The organism is Sneathiella chungangensis (assembly GCF_009882935.1).
GTDB lineage: Bacteria > Pseudomonadota > Alphaproteobacteria > Sneathiellales > Sneathiellaceae > Sneathiella > Sneathiella chungangensis.
Window position 1 is genome coordinate 713728 of sequence record NZ_WTVA01000015.1, and the last position, 19316, is coordinate 733043.

14 protein-coding genes and 1 tRNA gene are annotated in these 19316 nt (G+C 55.4%); 11 read left to right on the forward strand and 4 right to left on the reverse strand.

All coding sequences use genetic code 11. The annotated features are described in order from the left end of the window. The first annotated feature begins 357 nt into the window (after nt 1-357). The 4 genes from hsdR to GQF03_RS16515 are packed head-to-tail and all read left to right on the forward strand — an operon-like array spanning nt 358 to nt 7765. Entirely contained in the window at nt 358-2709 is a 2352-nt protein-coding gene (hsdR, locus tag GQF03_RS16500) for an EcoAI/FtnUII family type I restriction enzme subunit R (protein WP_161340384.1), read from the forward strand. After that, nucleotides 2709-4187, forward strand: a complete 1479-nt coding sequence (locus GQF03_RS16505) for an N-6 DNA methylase (protein ID WP_161340386.1) — start codon at nt 2709-2711, stop codon at nt 4185-4187. The genes hsdR and GQF03_RS16505 overlap by 1 nt, the downstream gene beginning before the upstream one ends. After that, nucleotides 4184-5911: a restriction endonuclease subunit S gene (locus GQF03_RS16510; RefSeq protein ID WP_161340388.1), complete on the forward strand. Its 1728-nt coding sequence runs from the start codon at nt 4184-4186 to the stop codon at nt 5909-5911. Before GQF03_RS16505 ends, GQF03_RS16510 begins: the two co-directional genes overlap by 4 nt. Nucleotides 5912-5917: 6 nt before the next feature. Beyond that, on the forward strand, nt 5918-7765 hold the full coding sequence (locus tag GQF03_RS16515; RefSeq protein WP_161340389.1) for an ATP-dependent nuclease: 1848 nt from the start codon (nt 5918-5920) through the stop codon (nt 7763-7765). A gap of 56 nt (nt 7766-7821) precedes the next feature. On the opposite strand, the gene GQF03_RS16520 is transcribed toward GQF03_RS16515, so the two are convergent. The 4 genes from GQF03_RS16520 to hemC all read right to left on the reverse strand — a co-directional run bounded on the left by GQF03_RS16520 (nt 7822) and on the right by hemC (nt 12498). Then, a tRNA-Thr gene (locus tag GQF03_RS16520) sits at nt 7822-7897 on the reverse strand. 215 nt (nt 7898-8112) lie between these two features. Then, nucleotides 8113-9465: a heme biosynthesis protein HemY gene (locus tag GQF03_RS16525; RefSeq protein WP_161340390.1), complete on the reverse strand. Its 1353-nt coding sequence runs from the start codon at nt 9463-9465 to the stop codon at nt 8113-8115. 10 nt (nt 9466-9475) lie between these two features. Then, nucleotides 9476-11545 carry a uroporphyrinogen-III synthase gene (locus GQF03_RS16530; RefSeq protein WP_161340391.1) on the reverse strand — a complete coding sequence of 690 codons (2070 nt, stop codon included), beginning with the start codon at nt 11543-11545 and terminating at the stop codon, nt 9476-9478. An 11-nt stretch (nt 11546-11556) separates the two neighbouring features. Continuing rightward, nucleotides 11557-12498 (reverse strand): hydroxymethylbilane synthase, encoded by a 942-nt coding sequence (gene hemC, locus GQF03_RS16535; protein WP_161340393.1) that lies wholly within the window; start codon nt 12496-12498, stop codon nt 11557-11559. A 66-nt stretch (nt 12499-12564) separates the two neighbouring features. Here hemC and tsaD point away from each other — a divergent pair, with 66 nt between their 5' ends. The 7 genes from tsaD (at nt 12565) to GQF03_RS16570 (ending at nt 19280) form a co-directional block, all read left to right on the forward strand. After that, on the forward strand, nt 12565-13635 hold the full coding sequence (gene tsaD, locus GQF03_RS16540; protein WP_161340395.1) for a tRNA (adenosine(37)-N6)-threonylcarbamoyltransferase complex transferase subunit TsaD: 1071 nt from the start codon (nt 12565-12567) through the stop codon (nt 13633-13635). Between the two features lie 19 nt (nt 13636-13654). After that, the gene (rpiA, locus tag GQF03_RS16545; protein WP_161340397.1) at nt 13655-14332 is read left to right on the forward strand and encodes a ribose-5-phosphate isomerase RpiA; all 678 of its coding nucleotides are present in this window, start codon (nt 13655-13657) and stop codon (nt 14330-14332) included. 103 nt (nt 14333-14435) lie between these two features. Continuing rightward, nucleotides 14436-15437 (forward strand): NAD(P)H-dependent glycerol-3-phosphate dehydrogenase, encoded by a 1002-nt coding sequence (locus tag GQF03_RS16550; protein WP_161340399.1) that lies wholly within the window; start codon nt 14436-14438, stop codon nt 15435-15437. Nucleotides 15438-15454: 17 nt separating this feature from the next. Beyond that, complete coding sequence (locus GQF03_RS16555; RefSeq protein ID WP_161340401.1) at nt 15455-15742, forward strand: YciI family protein; 288 nt, start codon at nt 15455-15457, stop codon at nt 15740-15742. Between the two features lie 86 nt (nt 15743-15828). Next, nucleotides 15829-16989, forward strand: a complete 1161-nt coding sequence (locus GQF03_RS16560; protein WP_161340403.1) for an acyl-CoA dehydrogenase family protein — start codon at nt 15829-15831, stop codon at nt 16987-16989. Nucleotides 16990-17009: 20 nt separating this feature from the next. Next, on the forward strand, nt 17010-17423 hold the full coding sequence (locus GQF03_RS16565) for an EVE domain-containing protein (protein ID WP_161340405.1): 414 nt from the start codon (nt 17010-17012) through the stop codon (nt 17421-17423). A 108-nt stretch (nt 17424-17531) separates the two neighbouring features. After that, the gene (locus tag GQF03_RS16570; protein ID WP_161340407.1) at nt 17532-19280 is read left to right on the forward strand and encodes a tryptophan halogenase family protein; all 1749 of its coding nucleotides are present in this window, start codon (nt 17532-17534) and stop codon (nt 19278-19280) included. Nucleotides 19281-19316: the final 36 nt, after the last annotated feature.

Sequence of the window (19316 nt, forward strand, 5' to 3'; positions counted from 1 at the left end):
AGAAACGCCGCAGGATCGGCAATTAGGGAAAAACATGGCCTCACCCCCCCAGATTTGTCCAGATATAGGCCTCTGGCGCCCGCTAAGTCGTTTCCGTCTTTACCTTAACAACGGCTGCTTTTCTTAAAGATGAATTAGTTCTGGTCCGCATCCGTCAAGATCGCCGCAAATTGCACGACTTGGTCGCCTGTCGTGTCTGTGCCTGAGGTTTCTATGTCATAAAAAAACACAGTACATTTTGCAGCCCTTAGTCGAGATCGACTCCCAGGACAAGCCTAAGTTTCGGCTGGAAAAATTCAACTTAACCGCTACTATGACCGAAATTCAATTAAAGACTAATCCGAAATGACCGCCATCATGGACGACAGCGAAAAAAAGAAACTAAGCGAAAGCGACATTTGCGACCTCTTTATTTCGCCTGCAATTCGTGATGCCGGTTGGGATCCTATGACCCAAATCCGACGTGAGGTCACGCTGACGCCAGGGCCAGTTATCGTCCGTGGCAACATGTCATCGCGCAACAAGAAAAAGAAGAAGTTTGCAGACTATGTGCTTTTCCAGGAACCCTCAGTCCCTGTCGGAGTCATCGAAGCAAAAGACAACAATGTCGGTGTCAGTCACGGAATTCAACAGGCGCTGGGCTACGCAGACATACTCGAAGTCCCCAGCGCCTTTAGCTCCAACGGGGACGCATTTGCTAGTCATAATAAGGTGCCAGAAACAGGAGAAGACATTGAAACGGAATTCTCGTTATCGGAATTCCCCTCTCCAAATTCCCTTTGGGAACGCTACAAAAAGTTTCGCGGGATCAAGGATGAAGACGAACGCCTGATTCTTCAGCCATACTACGAAGATCCCTCTGGCAAAGAAGCTCGTTACTATCAGGTCGAGGCCATCAACCGCACTATCGAGGCCGTCGCGAATGGTCAGAAACGCGCTCTTCTGGTGATGGCAACCGGGACGGGAAAGACATACACCACATTTCAGATTATCTGGCGACTTTGGAAGGCCGGTGAAGCGAAACGCATTCTCTTCTTGGCTGATCGCAACATTCTCGTGGACCAAACTCTAGTAAATGATTTCAAGCCGTTTGGCGCAGTTATGACAAAAGTACGGAATCGGAAGATTGATCCTTCTTACGAGATACATCTCGGTCTATACCAAGCCCTAACTGGCCCAGACGAAAGCGACAAGATTTTTAAATCGGTCTCAAGAGATTTCTTCGACCTGATTGTCATTGACGAGTGCCATCGGGGCAGTGCTGCCGCGGACGCGGCATGGCGTGAAATCCTTGAGTATTTCTCGGATGCCATACAGATTGGTTTGACCGCTACTCCAAAGGAAACCAAATACGTCTCAAGCACTGAGTACTTTGGGGAACCGGTTTATACCTACAGTCTGAAGCAAGGTATCGACGATGGATTCCTAGCGCCTTACAAGGTGGTCAAGATCGATATCGACCGGGACGTGGAAGGGTGGACACCCCCGCCTGGCATGACGGACGACCTGGGTGCAGAGATCGACGAGCGCGAGTACAATCGGCAGGATATGGACAGGATTCTGGTCTTGAACCAGCGGACGAAACTCGTTGCCACCCGAGTCATGCAACTACTTAAAGCTACCGATCCATTCTCCAAAACGATCATTTTCTGCGAGGACATCGACCATGCTGAACGCATGCGTAAAGCCATCGTCAATGCTGCAGGTCCACTAGCTCTTAAGAATCCAAAGTACGTTATGAGAATTACGGGTGATAGCGTCGAAGGTAAAGCTGAACTCGACAATTTCATCGACCCGGAAAGCAAATTCCCCGTCATTGCGACGACGTCCGAGCTTTTGACGACCGGTGTGGACGCCAAGACCTGCAAAGTCATAGTGCTGGATAAAACCATTTCTTCAATGACCACATTCAAGCAAATCATTGGTCGAGGTACTCGGATCGATGAAGAGCACAACAAGTATTTCTTTACGATCATGGATTTCAAGGGCGCGACAGATTTGTTTCGGGATCCAGACTTCGATGGAAACCCAGTCGTCATCTATGCACCTGACATTGATGATGATCCGGTTCCACCCGATCCACCCGATGATCCTGACGGTGATGGTGACGGACCTGATGATGAAGGCCCGGTGGGCATCACGAAAATTCGCGTTAGCGGCGTAGACGCAAACATCATTGCAGAGCGGATCGAGTACCTTGGCCCAGACGGAACACTGATCACAGAGTCCTACAAAGATTTCGCCAAGAAGCAGGTCCTTTCGGAATATGCCTCATTGGACGAATTTATCCGCAATTGGAACGAAACTGATAAAAAACGAGCAATAATCGAGGAACTCGAAGAGTACGGAGTGCTTCTGGAAAACCTGGCAGCAGAGGTCGGCAAAGACTTTGGTGACTTCGATCTCCTATGTCACATCGCCTACGAACAGCCGCCACTGACGCGAAAGGAACGTGCCAACAATGTTAAGAAGCGGGACTACTTCACGAAATATGGCGATCAAGCGAGAGCAGTTCTGTCGGCCTTGTTGGAAAAGTACGCGGACGAAGGGATCATGACCATCGAAAGCGCTAAGGTACTGCGCCTTCAGCCCTTCAACTCAATTGGTACCCCAATGGAGATCATCAACGATGTGTTCGGTGGTAAAGACCAGTATGAACAAGCTATAAAAGAGCTTGAAGAACAAATATACAAACAGGCAGACGCATAATGAGCGACATTTCGGGCATCATCAAATCCATCCAAGACATCATGCGCAAAGACGTTGGTGTCGACGGCGATGCGCAGCGTATCGGCCAGATGGTTTGGATGTTCTTTCTGAAGATCTTTGATGATCGGGAAGCTGAAATGGAGCTCCTGGAGGATGATTACCAATCTCCGTTGCCAGAACATATCCGGTGGCGCTCTTGGGCAAAGGACCCGGAGGGCATCACCGGCGATGCGATGTCAGACTTTGTAAACCTTCAGCTGTTCCCAACATTAAAACAAAAATTACCTACTTATGGACCGCAGGCTGCACGCGCGCAGGTGATCCGCGGCGTTTTCGAAGATGCCTACAACTACATGAAGTCTGGCACACTGATGCGTCAGGTCATCAACAAAATTTGCGAGATAAATTTTAACAATACGGCCGACCGGCACACGTTCGGCAGCATCTATGAGCAAATCCTAAGAGACCTGCAAAGCGCGGGGAATGCTGGCGAATTCTATACACCTCGTGCCGTAACGCGATTCATCGTAAACCGCGTTGATCCCAAGCTTGATGAGACTGTACTCGACCCGGCATGCGGTACAGGTGGCTTCCTAGCTTGTGTCGTGGACCACAAGAGAGAAAAATACGTCAATTCGGGTGCTGATGAAAAAGTTCTTCAAAGATCAATCAAGGGCGTGGAGAAGAAGGCGCTCCCACATATGCTCTGCGTTACAAACATGATCCTGCACGGGATCGACACACCTTCATCTATCATCCATGGCAACACCTTGGAGCGACCCTATAAGGACTATAGCGAGAAGGACCGCGTAAACATCATCGTCACCAACCCGCCTTTCGGCGGAATGGAAGAAGATGGGATCGAGAATAACTTTCCGTCTCAATATCGAACACGTGAGACAGCCGATTTGTTTCTGGCTTTGATCTTGCGACTGCTGAAGCAGAACGGACGTGCGGCCGTGGTCCTTCCAGACGGGTTCCTTTTTGGCGAAGGTATGAAGACTCGCTTAAAGGAAGCGATCCTGACGGAAGCCAACCTTCACACCATCGTCCGTCTGCCGAACGGCGTCTTCGCTCCCTATACCGGCATCAAGACCAACATTCTGTTTTTCACCAAAGGCGAGCCGACCAAGGATGTCTGGTTCTACGAACATCCCTATCCAGAGGGTGTGAAGAACTACAACAAAGGCCGCCCCATGCAGTTTGAGGAGTTCCAAACCGAGATCGACTGGTGGGGAGAAGAGGCAGACGGGTTCAAAGCGCGCCTAGAGACCCCGCAGGCTTGGAAAGTCAGCGCCGAAGAACTCGCCGCGCGCGGCTATAACTTCGACCTCAAGAACCCCCATGTGGAAGAAGGAGTTAGCCACGATCCGGACGAATTGCTGGCCGACTATGCTATTACGCAACGAGAAATCCAGGTGTTGCGCGACCAGTTGAAAGCGATCCTATCTGAGGCACTAGCTGGAGATCGAAAGTGACGGATGTAAACCAGCTTATCACCGAGCATCTGGATATCTGGACTTCGGCGACTGAGAAGAAATCTAGCGCGGGTCGCGGAAATGGTGGCGCGGTCAGCCTCTATGGAATCAAGAAGCTTCGTGAGTTGATCTTAGAGCTTGCTGTACGCGGGAAGTTGGTGGAGGCTAAAGAGCTTTCGAGTGAAGAATCATCCGCGTACGTTTCGCAACTGTTGGATAAAAAGAATGACCTCTATAAGCAAGGAAAAATCCGTAAGCCCAAAAAATACTCTGACGTGTCTCACGCGGAAATTGGTTTCGCGGTACCAACGAATTGGTCGAGCGTTCGACTTGGAAAAATAGCTACAAAGATAACTGACGGCTCCCACAATCCTCCTAAGAATGTTGGTTCCGGTATTCCAATGCTCAGCAGCCAGAATGTGAATTTTGGCCGCATCGATTTTGACAATCCTACTAGATTTGTGACCCGATCGGATTATCTTGCCGAGAATGAGCGGACTGCGATTGAAGTTGGTGATGTCTTGCTGACGATAGTTGCATCCTTAGGGCGTTCCGCTGTGGTGCCAAATAACTTCCCTGAATTTGCTCTTCAGAGAAGCGTTGCGGTTGTCCAAACCGGGTTGGAGCCCGAATTTCTCTGTTTGCTATTTCAATCACCTCTTTGTATGGACTATTTTTGGAGAAACGCAAAGGGTACAGCTCAAAAAGGAATATATTTGGGGAAGTTGGCTGAGATGCCGATAATTGTGCCTCCGCTTGCTGAACAACACCGTATCGTGGCTAAGGTAAAAGAACTGATGGGGCTTTGCGATGCGCTGGAGACGCAGACCGAGGACAGCCTCAAGGCGCACCAAACCCTCGTCGAAACCTGCCTCGCCACCCTCACCAACAGCCAAACCCCCGAAGACCTCTCCCAAAACTGGGCCCGCATCGAGAACCACTTCGACACTCTCTTCACGACCCAGGAGAGTGTTAAACAATTAAAAAACACCGTTTTCAAACTAGCGGTCAGCGGGCACTTGGTTGAGCAGATAGAATACGAAAATCGAAGCAATCAAAAAAACCTTCGACCAGACGCGCAGGCTGAGAAATACGACCTTTCAGCATTTGAAGAACAGGCAAAGAAGTTCCAGCTTCCCAAAGGCTGGGTAATTCAACCATTAAGTCGTGTAACTTCTCACATCGTCGACTGCCCTCACACCACCCCAAAATGGACCGATTCTGGAGAGTTGTGCGTCAAGTCTAATCAGATTTATGCGAGACACCTTGATCTTTCTGAACCTAATTTTGTGTCTTCCCAGACCTACTTGGAGCGGATCGAACGGCTAGAACCAAAAGAAGATGACATTCTTTACAAAAGAGAGGGCGGAATCCTTGGAGTAGGTGCGCGAATTCCCAAAGGAACGCGGGTGTGCCTTGGGCAGCGCTTGATGCTTATCCGTGCCGGTGAAGCGGTCCTGGCAGAATTCCTTGAGTTAGTAATTAACTCTCCTTGGATCACAAATTTCGCGGAAGAAAAGACCACGGGTGGCGCAGCTCCAAGGGTGAATATGACGCTGGTTCGAGCCTATCCTATTCCTGTCCCCCCCATGGACGAACAAAAGAGAATTTTGCGGCGCGTCAGAGATTTGGTTCAGCGCTGCAGTCTCATCGACGGCCATATGCAAAGTGCACGATCAATAGAGCGTGACCTGGCCGATGCTCTTACTTTAAGGATTCATTGAAACTAGATGCGCCTGAAATCCGTCTGGATCGGAGATTACAAGAACCTCCATAACTTCTCCCTCACTTTCGACGGGAACAGTTTTCTTGACGTCTTTGTCGGCAAAAACGGGACAGGGAAGTCAAATTTCTTCGAAGCACTCATTGAGATATTTCGCCACATTTACGACAGCACCAACGAGCTTGATGCAATCAGTTTCGACTATGAAATATCGTATGAGATTGAAGGCACGGAAACCACAATAGCCTTTCGGGGTGAAGTCTTAACGATTAACGGTCGTGAAAGAAAGACAGTCGGGCGAACCCCCGTGCCAGACAATGTGCTCGTCTATTACTCAGGTCATAACGACACGATTGCAACGCTGATAAAACGCTACGAAACGACCTTCCGGCGGCGTATTCGTGGCGCCGAGGTTGGTGAAAGCCGGAAGTTCATCGGAGTTGGCCCAGAGTACAAACAACTGTTGTTATCGATACTCCTAATGCAGCCAGTTGATTGTCAGGCACGGGATTTCATCCAGGAAAAACTTAAAATTGAAATTCTGGGCACCGAGACAAATCTCGTCCTCTCCCGCCCTCGATTTGCCGAGGGGATGGAAGTCGATCCATTTGATGCCGGAACATTCCTTTGGGGCATAGAGGGGATCGTTCGCGACTTTCTGGACAAGCTTTTAGGCTGCATAAAGGATGAATACACTCCCGGATCGTTATATGATCGCGACGCCGATCAGTTTTCCATTCCGATAAATCTGGACTTGTTCCGCACCGCTTTCGAAAAGGTTGAGCCCTCAGAGTTATTCCGCAGTTTCGACAACATTCGGACCTTGGAAATGATCAAGGACATATCGGTTCCTATCACGCTGGAGGGTGGGATCAAAGCGACTACCGGTCATTTCAGTGACGGCCAATTTCAATCGATCTACATCTATTCAATTTCGGAACTTTTCAAAGATCGGAACTGCGTCAGCTTGCTCGATGAGCCGGATTCATTTCTGCACCCAGAGTGGCAGTTCGATTTTTTGAAGCAGGTCACTGAGATCACCGGGGCTGCATCACAAAGCAATCATGTTCTGTTGAGCAGTCACAGTGCGTCGACCATCGCTAGGACGAGCGAAGAAGATATCCGGATGTTCGAGTTTGATGGTGATTTTGTCACCATCCATAGCTCAAATAGGTCTGCTATCATCCGATCTCTTTCTGCCGGCCTGATTACATTCTCGGAAACTGAAGCCAGATTGAACATTTCATTCATATTGAAGAACACGACTAGGCCTATTCTCTTCACCGAGGGCATCACAGATGAGTTGATACTTGAGACCGCATGGCAAAAATTGCGCGATGGAGTTCAACGTCCATTTGAGATACAGAACGCTTTTAGTTGCGGCTTCCTTCGCAATTTGTTGAAAGAGCAAAATCTCTATGACTCGAACCCAGGGAGGAAGTTTCTGGGCCTTTTCGACTTCGATGAAGCTTATAACGACTGGGTGCAACTGGGTGCTGATTTCGAGACCGACCCGACTAAGTGTTTGGGAAAGAAACTAAACGGCAGAGAAGGTTATGCAATGCTGCTACCTGTTCCACAAAACCCCCATATTAGACAGCAAGTGCTGAATTCGGACACTGGCGGTCATTACGCAAACCGGTCTCTTCTGACCATCGAGCTCTTATTGTACGGCGTTCCTGGATTAAACGCATACTTTGAAATCGATCAGTCGCGTCCAGAGCGTTTTACCCGGTTCATTGGTGACAAGGTCCACTTTGCAACCGACGTCGTGCCGACTGTTTCAGCTGAACACTTTGCAGCCTTCAAGCCGATTTTCGAGAGTATTGAAGGGATTGTCGGCCCAGCTGTCTAAGCTTTATGGCGTCCGAAGCTTTAAATCATCTAAGACGTTGATTTAATTTAAGAAAATGGTGCCGCTGGGGTGACTCGAACACCCGACCTACGCATTACGAATGCGGTGCTCTACCAACTGAGCTACAGCGGCACAAATTCATTGCCGACCTTTTTATAGCCTTTTTACAGGCTAAGGGCAGATCGTAACCCTTTAATCTTCAACCACTATCCGTATTCGACCTTATAATTACGAATGCGGTGCTCTACCAACTGAGCTACAGCGGCGGATCGTAAATTTCGGCAACATATAGTCTGTCCCGAAATGAGAAGCAAGCGTTTCCTGACGTCCCGTTAATTTGTCGCGGGTTAACTTCCGGCGCTGATCTCGCGGACAATCTCGGCTTCGATCAGATCGGGGTTATGGGGTCCGCGGTCAGCGGTGCGCCAGGTGAAACTGTCAAAACTATCACAGGCCGGGCAATGCGCGTGCCAGTTCTCTTCCTGCCGTCCGCAGGCATTGCAGATCCAGAGCGGGTCCTGCGGCGCCACCGCGCTTTTGACAATCCATTCCCGGGCGGCGAACGCGTCGGCATTCGCCTTCTCCTCCAGCTCGGCCAGCATCCGGAGGATACTCGCCGAGGGATGATCCCCGCCGGCCTTCATCAAATGCTCCCGCGCGGGGCCCCAGTCCCGAGACGCCAGCGCCGCCTTGGCCAGCATCAGATGCGTCTCCACATGATCGGGGTTATGCGGCGCCACGGTCTCCTTGGCCCGGCGCAGCCAGTCGGCAGGCTGCTCGCCAGAGACGGTCTTGCGGATTGCCTCCGCCAGATCGCGATGCGGCGCATGTTTCCAGGTTTCGCCGATCAGCTTGTGCAGCTTGCGCGACGAGCCCTGATCCGCCGTCAGCTTCACGGCCAGAACGGCAGCGGGCACGAAGGTGGGGTCCAGGTCATGGGCCTGCTCGGCCAGGGAGAGCGCGTCCGCGTCCCGTTGGTTCCTGACGGCCGCCAGCGCCTGTTCGTAGGTAATGACCGCCCGGGCGCGGCGCACGGCGTCACCCTTGGCCGCTTTGCCGCGCGCCATCCGGGTCAGGGCCTGTTCCGCCGCCTCCCAGTCGCGCAGCTTCAGCGCCAGTTCGTACAGCTCCTTGACAACCCAGGAGGTCCCGGGCCGGAGTTCATCGGCGCGGCGGGCCAGATCGCGCGCCTTTTCAAGATCGCCCTCCTTTATCGCCCTGTTGATCAGGCCGCGAAGCCCCAGAAACTCCGTATCCTGCCGCGCCATCATCCGGTCGTAGTATATGCTGGCTGCGCGATTATCCTCGTTGAGTTCCGCCGCCTGCGCGGCCAGCAGGAGGGTCATGGGCTCGCCCGAGAGATGCTTCTCCGCGGCAATGGCCTGGCGGCGCGCCTCATCCGCATCGCCGGCGGCAATCGCAACCATGCCGTTCGAAATCGCCTCAAGCCCCTTGTCCCGGCGGCGGGCGGAAAAAATGGCGCCGATACGCCCCGGGCCATGCTTGAGCCAGATCCAGAACCGGTAGGCAAGCGCGACAAGGACGGCAAACACAAGCGTCATGGCGCCGACGACGACGATCGATGTTTCGACCACATAGCCGCCCCAATTCAGACGCACGTCACCCGGATATTCGGACAGCCAGACGGCGGCCATCGCAATGGCGACGATCAGGGCAAAGACGATGATGATGCGTAACATGTCGGCCCCTCTAGTTGGACGTCGGGGCGGAAACCGCCGTTGTCGTTGCGGCCTGCAGCAATCCGTTGATGGACTGCTCGACGGTCAGGCGGGTTTTTGCTTTTTCAAGCCACGGAGCGGCGACGTCCGCCGCCGCACCAGAGAGCTTGTCGATTTCCGCGACCGCCTTGTCGAGATCGTTATTCGCAAGGCTTTGCTCCGCCCGGGCGACGATGGCGTCGACATCGTCGCCTTCATAATCATCAACCCGGCGGAATTTAATGGCGGAGGCAATGCGATGGAGCGCCTGACCATACCAGGTTTCCTCGGAGGGAAGCCGCGCCGACTGGCTGATATCCGTGGCGATGGAGGCGAAATCCCGTTGCAGAGAGGCCATGGTCGGCGCGCCGACCGGGGCGATCGGCTGCAATTGCTCAAGCAATCCGGCAAACTTGTCATTCGCAACCGCGGATACCTGTTTCAGGCCGTTTTCAAACGGTTCGTTCGTGCGGGTTTCGCGCTGAAGCTGACCGACAGCGAGAAGCATCAGCGTGCGCTGGTTCTCCGCCTCCTCCTCCGTCTTGCCGGCAATTTCCGCCTTCAACGCCCCTTCAAGGGACGAAATCTGCGACGCCTGCGCCTTCACGGTATCGCGGTCACTGGCGAGTTCCGTCTGCAGGCTGCTCATCTGCGTCTTGATATCCAGCAGCGCCGTTTTCAGATCGACAATCTGATTCTGGACTTCCGGGCTGAGGTCGGCGACCGCGGGTTCCGCTTTTTCAAGCTCGGCGATGCTGTCCTGCTGGCGGTCGAGTTTTTCAAGCGCAGCGGCGAGATTTTCCTGCTGTTCCTCGATCTTGCCCGAAAGGCCGTTCAGCTCTTCTTTCAGCGCCCCCGATAATGTCGCGAGCTGGCCGTCATCCGTGACCGTCCCGCCCGCCGTGTTGGCAACCTTCTCCTCCAGCGCCGAAATCCGATCCGACAGCGCGGCATATTCCGTTTTCAGATTGTCCCGGACGGCTTCGATCGCGGCCGTGGCATCCGACATATCCGATGCCGTCGCCTTGCCGAATTGGCCCGAGATGATCGCCGCTGTTTCCGCCGGCAGATAGGGTTCGACCTTGGGGTACAGCAGCGGCCAGGCCGCAAGGCCGAGACAGAAGACAACGACAAGGGCGCCGACGATCAGACCTGCGCGGGATTTCGGCTTTTCCGTTGCCGCCGATTCCGTGGCGCCTTCGCTTGCGGTATTCCCGGCGGTTTTCGTTTCGCTCTTATCCGTACCGGCGACCGGCACGGCGGTTTTCGCCTCACCCTCTGTCTTGCCAGAATTTTTATCGGACATTTTTCGCTCCCTTGGCGTCTCGTCGCTGTGTAACTTATGCTTAGCTTGGCCGACAGCCGTCAGCAAGGCAAGCAGGTTTTCCTGATTGGGCTCCGCTGCGACTTCGACGGCCTCCCAGGACAATTCGGATATCTTTTCCGCAACGGCCGCACTCAGGCAATAGGCGGTCATGTTTTTCAGATAGGGCGCCAGGCCGGAGGCGACGACCAGCCCGGCGAAAATGGCTGCTGTGCGCGGCGAATAGAAAAGAGCCGCCGGAATCGCCCCCGCCTTGATCTCCTTTACGATCCGCGTCTCGAGGGAGGTAACCGGCAGCGCCTCGTAAAGAACGACACGCTCACATTGGAATCCCTTCTCGGTGAGCATGCCGGAGAGATCCCCGGCAACTTCCGATCCCGCGACATGGATAAGCCTCCCATCTTCCGGCTTGGCGTCAGCAACGACCTTTGCGGCCAGGGAATGCACATCGCCGCCCGCCGCCGCGACGTCGTTAAAGCCTTCCTGGCGCACCGCCTCCGCCGTTGCGTCGCCAACGGCAAAGACCTTTATCTTCCTCTCTTTCAGCGCCGGACCCAGCGCCCGGGCGCCGTTCGCGCTGGTGATGAGCAACGCCTGCGCACCGTCGGCGTCAATCTTCCTGTCGCCGAAGGTTTCGATATGCATCATCGGCGCAATACGCGTTTCATGCCCCATTTTTTTCAGGATGCGGGCAAGTCGGCTGCCATCCGGTTCCGGTCTGGTGATCAATATTTTCATTGCGGCTTAGTTTACAGGCCAAATGACAATTTGGCACCCCTCGCCTGCGTCTTTAACTCCGCGCCGATACGTTCGCCGAGTTTTACCGCGTTTTCGATGTCGTCGCGTCCGCTTGCATCAAGGCGGACAGAGCCGTCTTCCGCCAGCAGGCTGGCGCGGAAATAAAGAATGTTGCCCTCGACCAGTTCCGCATATCCCGCAATCGGCGTCCGGCAGGATCCGTCAAGAACCGCGAGCATGGCCCGCTCGCAGGAAATCCGGGCGAGACTGACCGAATCACTGATCGGTGCAAGCAGGGCGGCGACGTCATCGTCATCGGCGCGCCGCTCGATCCCGATGGCCCCTTGCGCCACCGCCGGCAGCATGTCATCGACATTGAGCAGCTCGGTAATAACCGCTTCATTGCCGAGGCGCTTGAGCCCGGCGAGCGCGAGCAAGGTGGCGTCCGCCTGACCTTCCGCAAGCTTACGCAGGCGTGTCTCGACGCTGCCGCGGAAAATACCGACTTTCAGATCGGGCCGCCGGTTCAGCACTTGCGCCTGCCGCCGAAGGCTCGACGTTCCAACAAGCGCACCCGCCGGCAGATCGGCCAAGCCCTTCCCGCTCGCGGAAATAAAGGCGTCCCGTGCATCCTCGCGCGGCAGGATGCAGTCAATTATCAGACCCGGCGGCAATGTCGTCTCCATATCCTTCATCGAATGAACCGCGAAATCGATACGGCCGGAGAGCAGCGCCTCCTCGATTTCCTTGACGAACAGGCCCTTGCCACCCGCCTCACTGAGAGCCCGGTCCTGAATCTGATCGCCCGTGGTCTTGATCACGACAATCTCGAGCTGATCCGCCGTGAGCGCAGTCTCATGCGCCGCGAGAAGCCGGGTGCGGGTCTCCTCCGCCTGGGCGAGCGCAAGCGGACTTCCCCGGGTGCCGATCCTGTATTTTTTGACAAAGGCCATGTTGCGGGATATTCCCTCAGATGTTAGTGCTTCGCGCAATTTGCATTGCTTTGTAATAGAAAACAAATGCCAAACAAACAAGTAATCGTCCTCGGGCTGGAAAGCAGCTGCGATGAAACGGCGGCTGCGGTGGTGACGGCGGAACGTGAAATTCTTGCCAATGTCGTCCTCTCGCAGAATGATGCCCATGCGCCCTTTGGCGGCGTGGTGCCGGAGATTGCCGCGCGCGCGCATGTGACCGAGATGGACCGTCTGGTCGATCAGGCGATGACGGAGGCCGGCCTTTCCTATTCCGACCTCTCGGCCGTCGCCGCGACGGCGGGGCCAGGCCTGATTGGCGGTGTCCTTGTTGGGTTGATGACGGCAAAGGCGATTGCGTCGGTCGCGGGCGTGCCGCTGATCGGCGTCAATCATCTGGAGGGACATGCGCTGACGGCGCGGCTAACCGGAAAGGCGGACTTTCCCTATCTGCTGCTGCTGGTTTCGGGCGGGCATTCGCAATTGCTGGTGGTTGAGGGCGTGGGACGGTACCGGCGTCTGGGCACGACGATCGACGATGCGGTCGGCGAGGCCTTCGATAAAACGGCGAAGATGCTCGGCCTCGGCTTTCCGGGCGGCCCGGCGGTTGAGAAAGCGGCAAAATCCGGCGATCCGGACCGCTTCGATTTTCCGCGGCCGATGAAAGGGCGGGAGGGATGCAATTTTTCCTTTTCCGGCCTCAAGACGGCGGTGCGGCAGGCGCGCGAAGCGCTGGGCGAGACAGCCGGCGAACAGGATATAGCCGATCTGGCCGCCAGCTTTCAAAAGGCGGCGGTCGAAAGCCTGATGGATCGCGTTGGCAAGGCGCTTGATCTTTTCAACGACGAATATGGACCCGGCCGCGAGCTGGTTGTTGCCGGTGGAGTCGCCGCCAATCAATGCCTGAAGGCGGCGCTTGAAACACTGGCGCGGGATAAAGGCGTGACATTGCGGGTCCCACCGCCGAAACTCTGCACCGATAACGGGGCGATGATCGCCTGGGCGGGGATCGAACGCCTTAATGCCGGATTTACGGATACGCTTGACCTTGCGGCCCGCGCGCGCTGGCCGCTCGACCCGGATGCCGAACCGGCCCCCTTCGCCGGATATAAAGCTTGACTAGAAATGGAAAGTGACGATGACCGAAGACGAACAGAAACAGGCCGCCGCCGAAAAGGCGGTTGAATATATCGAAGACGGCATGGTTGTCGGCCTCGGCACCGGATCCTGCGCCGCAAAGATGGTCGACCTGCTCGGGAAAAAGGTCGCGCATGGACTCTATGTCACCGGCGTTCCGACGTCCGAGGCGACGGCGGCCCAGGCGCGCGCGCTCGGCATTCCGGTTGTCGGTCTGGATGAAGTCGGCGTCATCGACCTTACCATCGACGGCACCGACGAGGTCGATCCGGAAGGGCGCCTGATCAAGGGCGGCGGCGGCGCGCATCTCCGCGAGAAGATCGTTGCCTCCCTCTCCGATAAAATGATTGTCATTGCCGAGGCCAAGAAAAAGGTGGCCCGACTTGGCGCCTTCAAGCTCCCCGTGGAGGTGATCCGATTTGCCGCGCCGGCGTTGAAACCGAAGCTGGAGGCCCTCGGCTCCACCCCGATATTGCGCCAGGGCAAGGACGGCAATCCCTTCGTTACGGACGAAGGCAACTATATCTATGACTGCGATTTCGGCGTGATCGACGATCCGGAGGGGCTGGCCCTCGAGCTCAGCACCATGCCGGGCGTCGTCGAGCATGGCCTGTTTATCGGCTATGCCGATCTCGTCCTGATCGGCACGGACAGCGGTGTCGAAGTGATCGAAGTCTAGCGTGCCGTCACGTCGCGCCGTTTCATTCTCCACTTCTTGTTGGCGGCGGATCATGGTAATCAAGCCTATCTGAAACGCCGGAAAATCAGGACAAGCGAGGCAGATGACCAAAGTAAATGTAATCGGCGCCGGTGCGTTTGGAACGGCCTTGGCAATAACGGCCAAGAAAGCCGGAAATGATGTACTCCTCTGGACCCGGCATCGCGATCATGCTGACGCGATCAATTCAGAAAAAGGCAATAGCAAATATCTCGATAATGTTTCTTTAACGCCCGGGGTTGAGGCAACTTCGGAACTGGCGCGGGCAGGTAATGCAAATATCCTGCTCTTGGCGGTCCCTGCGCAACATGTCAGGGAAATCCTAGCCCAGCTCAAACCATGGCTCGCGCCGGAAACAGTGCTGGTAATGTGTGCCAAGGGGATTGAGCAGGACAGCGGATTGTTGATGAGCGAAGTCATGGCGGAGATCGCGCCTACCAATCCGATCGCGATCCTGTCAGGACCAAACTTCGCCCGGGAAATTGCTTTGGGGCTACCGACGGCGACGACGCTCGCCTGCCGAGATCGGGAAATTGGTGAGGATATCGTGAAGGCCATTGGCCTACCGGCCTTTCGTCCGTATCTGACCGATGACGTAATAGGCGCCCAGGTCGGCGGGGCCGTAAAGAATGTGCTGGCTATTGCCTGCGGCGTCGTATCGGGCGGCAAGCTTGGGGAGAATGCCCGCGCGGCCCTGATCACCCGCGGCATGGCGGAAATCCTGCGGCTCGGGGAAAAGCTCGGCGCGCGGGCGGAAACACTGATGGGTTTATCTGGACTGGGGGATGTTGTCCTTTCCTGCAGCTCTCCCGCTTCTCGCAACTTCTCACTCGGCGCGGCCCTTGGTCAGGGAGATATTCTCGGCGAAATATTGCAGCAACGTATCGCTGTTACCGAGGGGGTATATACCGCCTCCGCGATCTGCCGCCTCGCGGAAAAATTCAATATCGAGATGCCGATCTGCTTTGCCGTCAACGAAATACTGAATGGCGGCGTGGCCGTTTCCAACGCGGTTGAGGAATTGCTGGCGCGGCCGTTCAGGGACGAACGACTCGCAGGATTTTAAATTACAGGGAGACTTTTATGCTGTTCATCGCTCATTGTACCGACAAGGCTGGCCATTTGCAGGTCCGGCTCGACACCCGTCCTGACCATCTCGCCTTCCTGGCCGAAAAGGGCAGCGCGCTGAAAATCGGCGGACCGACGCTCGCTGAAGACGGCGAAACGCCGAACGGCAGCCTTCTGATATTCGAAGACACCGACCTCAAATCCGCAAAAGCCTGGGTCGCCAAAGATCCTTACGGCGCCGCCGGTCTCTTTGAAAGCGTCATTGTACAGCCCTGGAAACATGCCATCGGCGGCGGATTGTAAAGGCGGCGGCCAAGATTGCCTTTCGGTTGAAATTGTGATGTAGTACCCCCCTCCAAATAACAATAAAAACAAGAACGGGTGGTCACATGCTATTTTCAGAAGAGCATATCGCGCTCAAAAATACTGTAAACCGGATCATTGACGAGCATATCAATCCCAATGTCGATGCATGGGAGGACGCCGGAATCTTCCCCGCGCATGAGGTGATGAAACGCCTTGCGGAGGCCGGCCTGCTCGGCATCGGAAAGCCCGAGCAATATGGCGGACTCGATCTCGATTTCTCCTATGAGATGGTCTTCGCCGAGTCCCTCGGCGGTATTCGCGCGAACGGTGTCTCGACCTCCATCGGCGTGCAGACCACCATGTGCACGCCTGCACTCACCAAATATGGTAGCGAAGAGCTGAAACAGGAATTCCTGGTCCCGACGATCGCCGGAGACCTTGTTGGTTGCATCGGCGTCAGCGAGGAGACCGCCGGTTCGGACGTCGCCAACACCCGGACATTCGCCCGGCGCGATGGCGACGATTATGTGATCAACGGATCGAAGATGTGGATCACCAACGGCGTGCAGGGGGACTGGATCTGTCTTCTTGCCAACACGTCGGAGGACGGAGGGCCGCATCGCAACAAATCCCTGATCATCGTGCCGCTGAAAACCAAGGGTGTCTCGGTTGCCCGCAAGCTCGATAAGCTGGGATTGCGATGCTCCGATACCGCGCAGCTTTTCTTCGATGACGTCCGCGTGCCGGCGCGCAACCGGATCGGCGAGGAAAACATGGGCTTCACCTATCAGATGCGGCAGTTTCAGGAGGAACGGCTGTTCGTCGCCGCCCGGGCACTGCGCGGCATGGAGATGGCGATCGAGGATACCATCGACTATACGGGCCAGCGGAAAGTCTTCGGCGGCACCATCCTGGATAACCAGGTCGTCTATCACAAAATGGCGGAGATGCAGAGCGAGCTGGAAGCGGCGCGGGCGCTCCTCTACCGGACGACGGAGCAATATGTCGCCGGTGAGGATGTCACCAAGCTCGCCTCCATGACCAAGTTCATGATGGGCAGCCTCGCCAATAAAATCCCGAGCGCCTGCTTGCAATATTGGGGCGGACAGGGCTTTATGTCGGAGAACTGGATTTCCCGCGCCTATCGCGACCTTCGCCTGACCGGGATCGGCGGCGGCGCCAACGAGATCATGCTGGAGATTATCGCCAAGCAGATGGGAATTTATCCGGGAAAGCGGAACTAGCCTCACTCGAAGGAGAATTGATGAATTACTGGCTTGTGAAATCGGAACCCGGGACCTGGTCCTGGCAGGATCAGCTCGATGCGGGCGACAAGGGAACCTTTTGGGACGGCGTCCGGAATTACCAGGCCTCGAATAACCTCAAGGAAATGAAAATCGGCGACCTTTGTTTCTTTTATCATTCCGTCAAAGAGAAACAGATCGTCGGCATTGTCGAGGTCATCAAGGAATATTACCCCGACCCCAGCGATAAAAAGGGCCGTTTTGGCATGGTTGACGTGAAGGCGGTGAAGGCGCTGCCCAACCCTGTAACTCTCGCCGATATCAAGGCCGATCCGCGCCTTGAGAATTTCGGGCTGGTCCGTCAGAGTCGCCTGTCCGTCGTTCCCGTCGACGAGGCAACCTGGAACCTGATCTGCAAGATGGGCGGGCTTTAGGGCCACTTCCGGGTTCGGTTGCGGACCACCATTTCCCTATGAACTTGACGGCTATTCAGCCAATCCCTAGTATTTTCCGGGAAAAGTTCGCGCAAGTGGGGGCTTGGCATGGACAAACAGATCAACGAAATAACAATTGTCGGCGGCGGAACGGCGGGATGGCTGGCCGCCGCTTTTCTTGTCCGCTTCATGAATTTGCGCAATGAGGAAAAGCCGACAAAGATTACCCTGATTGAATCGCCGAATGTGCCCACCATCGGTGTCGGCGAGGCAACCGTGCCGACGATGCCCGCCCTCCTTCAGAGTCTGGGTATCTCGGAGAAGGAATTTTTTATCCGCTGCAACGCCTCCTTCAAGCTGGGCGTGCGGTTTTCCAACTGGAACCATGACGAAAACGGCAACAGCACGTCCTTCATTCATCCCTTCGATGCAATCGCAACCCAGCTTGGCGGACAGAATCCGGCCTATCATTTCAATAAATATGGTGGCCCGCCGGGCCGGGAGAATATTGATGATTGCATGGCGGTAAGCGGGGCGGCGATCGCCGCAAAGGTTGGACCGAAACTCCTGAGTCACGGAGACTACGAAAGAAAGCTCAACTATGCCTACCATCTCGATGCGGGCAAATTCGCGGAGTTCCTGCGCGAGGTGTCGATCGAGAGGGGCGTCAATCATGTCCTCGACGATGTCGAGGAAGTGGAGCAGGACGAGCGCGGCTTTATTACCGCCCTCAAACTCCAACGGCAGGGCCGGCGACCGGTCGAGCTGGTAATTGACTGCACGGGTTTCAAGGGCGTGATCATCAATCAGGTTCTTGGCGTGCCGTTCCGCGATTACAGCAAATATCTCCTCAACAACCGGGCGCTGGCGGTTCAGATTCCGCATCGGGATGTCCGCCAGATCGAGCCCTGCACCAATTCAACGGCGCTTGGCGCGGGATGGGTCTGGCGGGTTCCGCTTTATAACCGGATCGGCACCGGCTATGTCTTTTCCAGCCATTTCCGGTCCGACGACGAAGCGAAGGAGGAGTTCATCGCCCATCTTGGCGAAGATGGCAAGGGCGCCGACCCCCGCGTGATCCCGGTCCGTATCGGCCGGATGGAGAAGGCCTGGGAAAAGAATTGCATCGCGATCGGACTTTCCGCCGGATTTATCGAGCCCCTCGAATCGACGGCGATCTACATGATCGAGAATTTCGTGAAGCTCATCCTCATCAATTTCCCGGACAAGACCTTCGCGCCGGCCCTCGCCCGCCGGTTCAACGAGACAACCGAGAAAATGATGCAGGCCATTCGCGATTTCATCATCCTGCATTATTGCACCAACAACCGCACCGACAGCGATTACTGGCGCACCGCCCGCGAGGAAATGGAAATCCCGGACAGTGTCGAGGCGGTTCTCGAAGAATACCGCCATACGCTGCCGGTCAATACGGAATTCGACGGCGTCTATCTCTTCAATTATTTCAGCTATAACACCGTCCTGTTTTCGAAGGGCTATCTGAACGGCATCCATTACCCGGCGGAGCGGTTTATTTCGCGCCAGGACTGGGATCAGAGAATGGCGGATTTCATCAAATATGAACAACGGCAACTCTCTGGCCTGCCCAATCACTACGAATTGCTCCGGCATATGCGCGGAGAGACGGACGTCGCCGCGCCGCAACCGGGTGTCACCTTCGGCGGGTTCAGCGGTCCGGTCTTCGGCCGCCAGCAAAGCAGCCGACCTGTGGCGCAGGCGACCGTGCAGATCGGCACGTCAAACCTGAAACCGAGCATCAGCTTCGCGCCGAAGAAGGACGGCGACCAGGCCGAAAAATCCGATACGGACGACCTCTCCGGCTCCCATATTCTCTGAGCGCCGGATCGACAATGAAAGGGATTGGCGATTGCC

Coding starts and splice junctions, on each gene's coding strand:
- hsdR (WP_161340384.1), top strand. CDS start 358: ATGGACGACAGCGAAAAAAAGAAACTAAGCGAAAGCGACATTTGCGAC.
- GQF03_RS16505 (WP_161340386.1), top strand. CDS start 2,709: ATGAGCGACATTTCGGGCATCATCAAATCCATCCAAGACATCATGCGC.
- GQF03_RS16515 (WP_161340389.1), top strand. CDS start 5,918: ATGCGCCTGAAATCCGTCTGGATCGGAGATTACAAGAACCTCCATAAC.
- GQF03_RS16525 (WP_161340390.1), bottom strand. CDS start 9,465: ATGTTACGCATCATCATCGTCTTTGCCCTGATCGTCGCCATTGCGATG.
- GQF03_RS16530 (WP_161340391.1), bottom strand. CDS start 11,545: ATGAAAATATTGATCACCAGACCGGAACCGGATGGCAGCCGACTTGCC.
- hemC (WP_161340393.1), bottom strand. CDS start 12,498: ATGGCCTTTGTCAAAAAATACAGGATCGGCACCCGGGGAAGTCCGCTT.
- tsaD (WP_161340395.1), top strand. CDS start 12,565: ATGCCAAACAAACAAGTAATCGTCCTCGGGCTGGAAAGCAGCTGCGAT.
- rpiA (WP_161340397.1), top strand. CDS start 13,655: ATGACCGAAGACGAACAGAAACAGGCCGCCGCCGAAAAGGCGGTTGAA.
- GQF03_RS16550 (WP_161340399.1), top strand. CDS start 14,436: ATGACCAAAGTAAATGTAATCGGCGCCGGTGCGTTTGGAACGGCCTTG.
- GQF03_RS16555 (WP_161340401.1), top strand. CDS start 15,455: ATGCTGTTCATCGCTCATTGTACCGACAAGGCTGGCCATTTGCAGGTC.
- GQF03_RS16560 (WP_161340403.1), top strand. CDS start 15,829: ATGCTATTTTCAGAAGAGCATATCGCGCTCAAAAATACTGTAAACCGG.
- GQF03_RS16565 (WP_161340405.1), top strand. CDS start 17,010: ATGAATTACTGGCTTGTGAAATCGGAACCCGGGACCTGGTCCTGGCAG.
- GQF03_RS16570 (WP_161340407.1), top strand. CDS start 17,532: ATGGACAAACAGATCAACGAAATAACAATTGTCGGCGGCGGAACGGCG.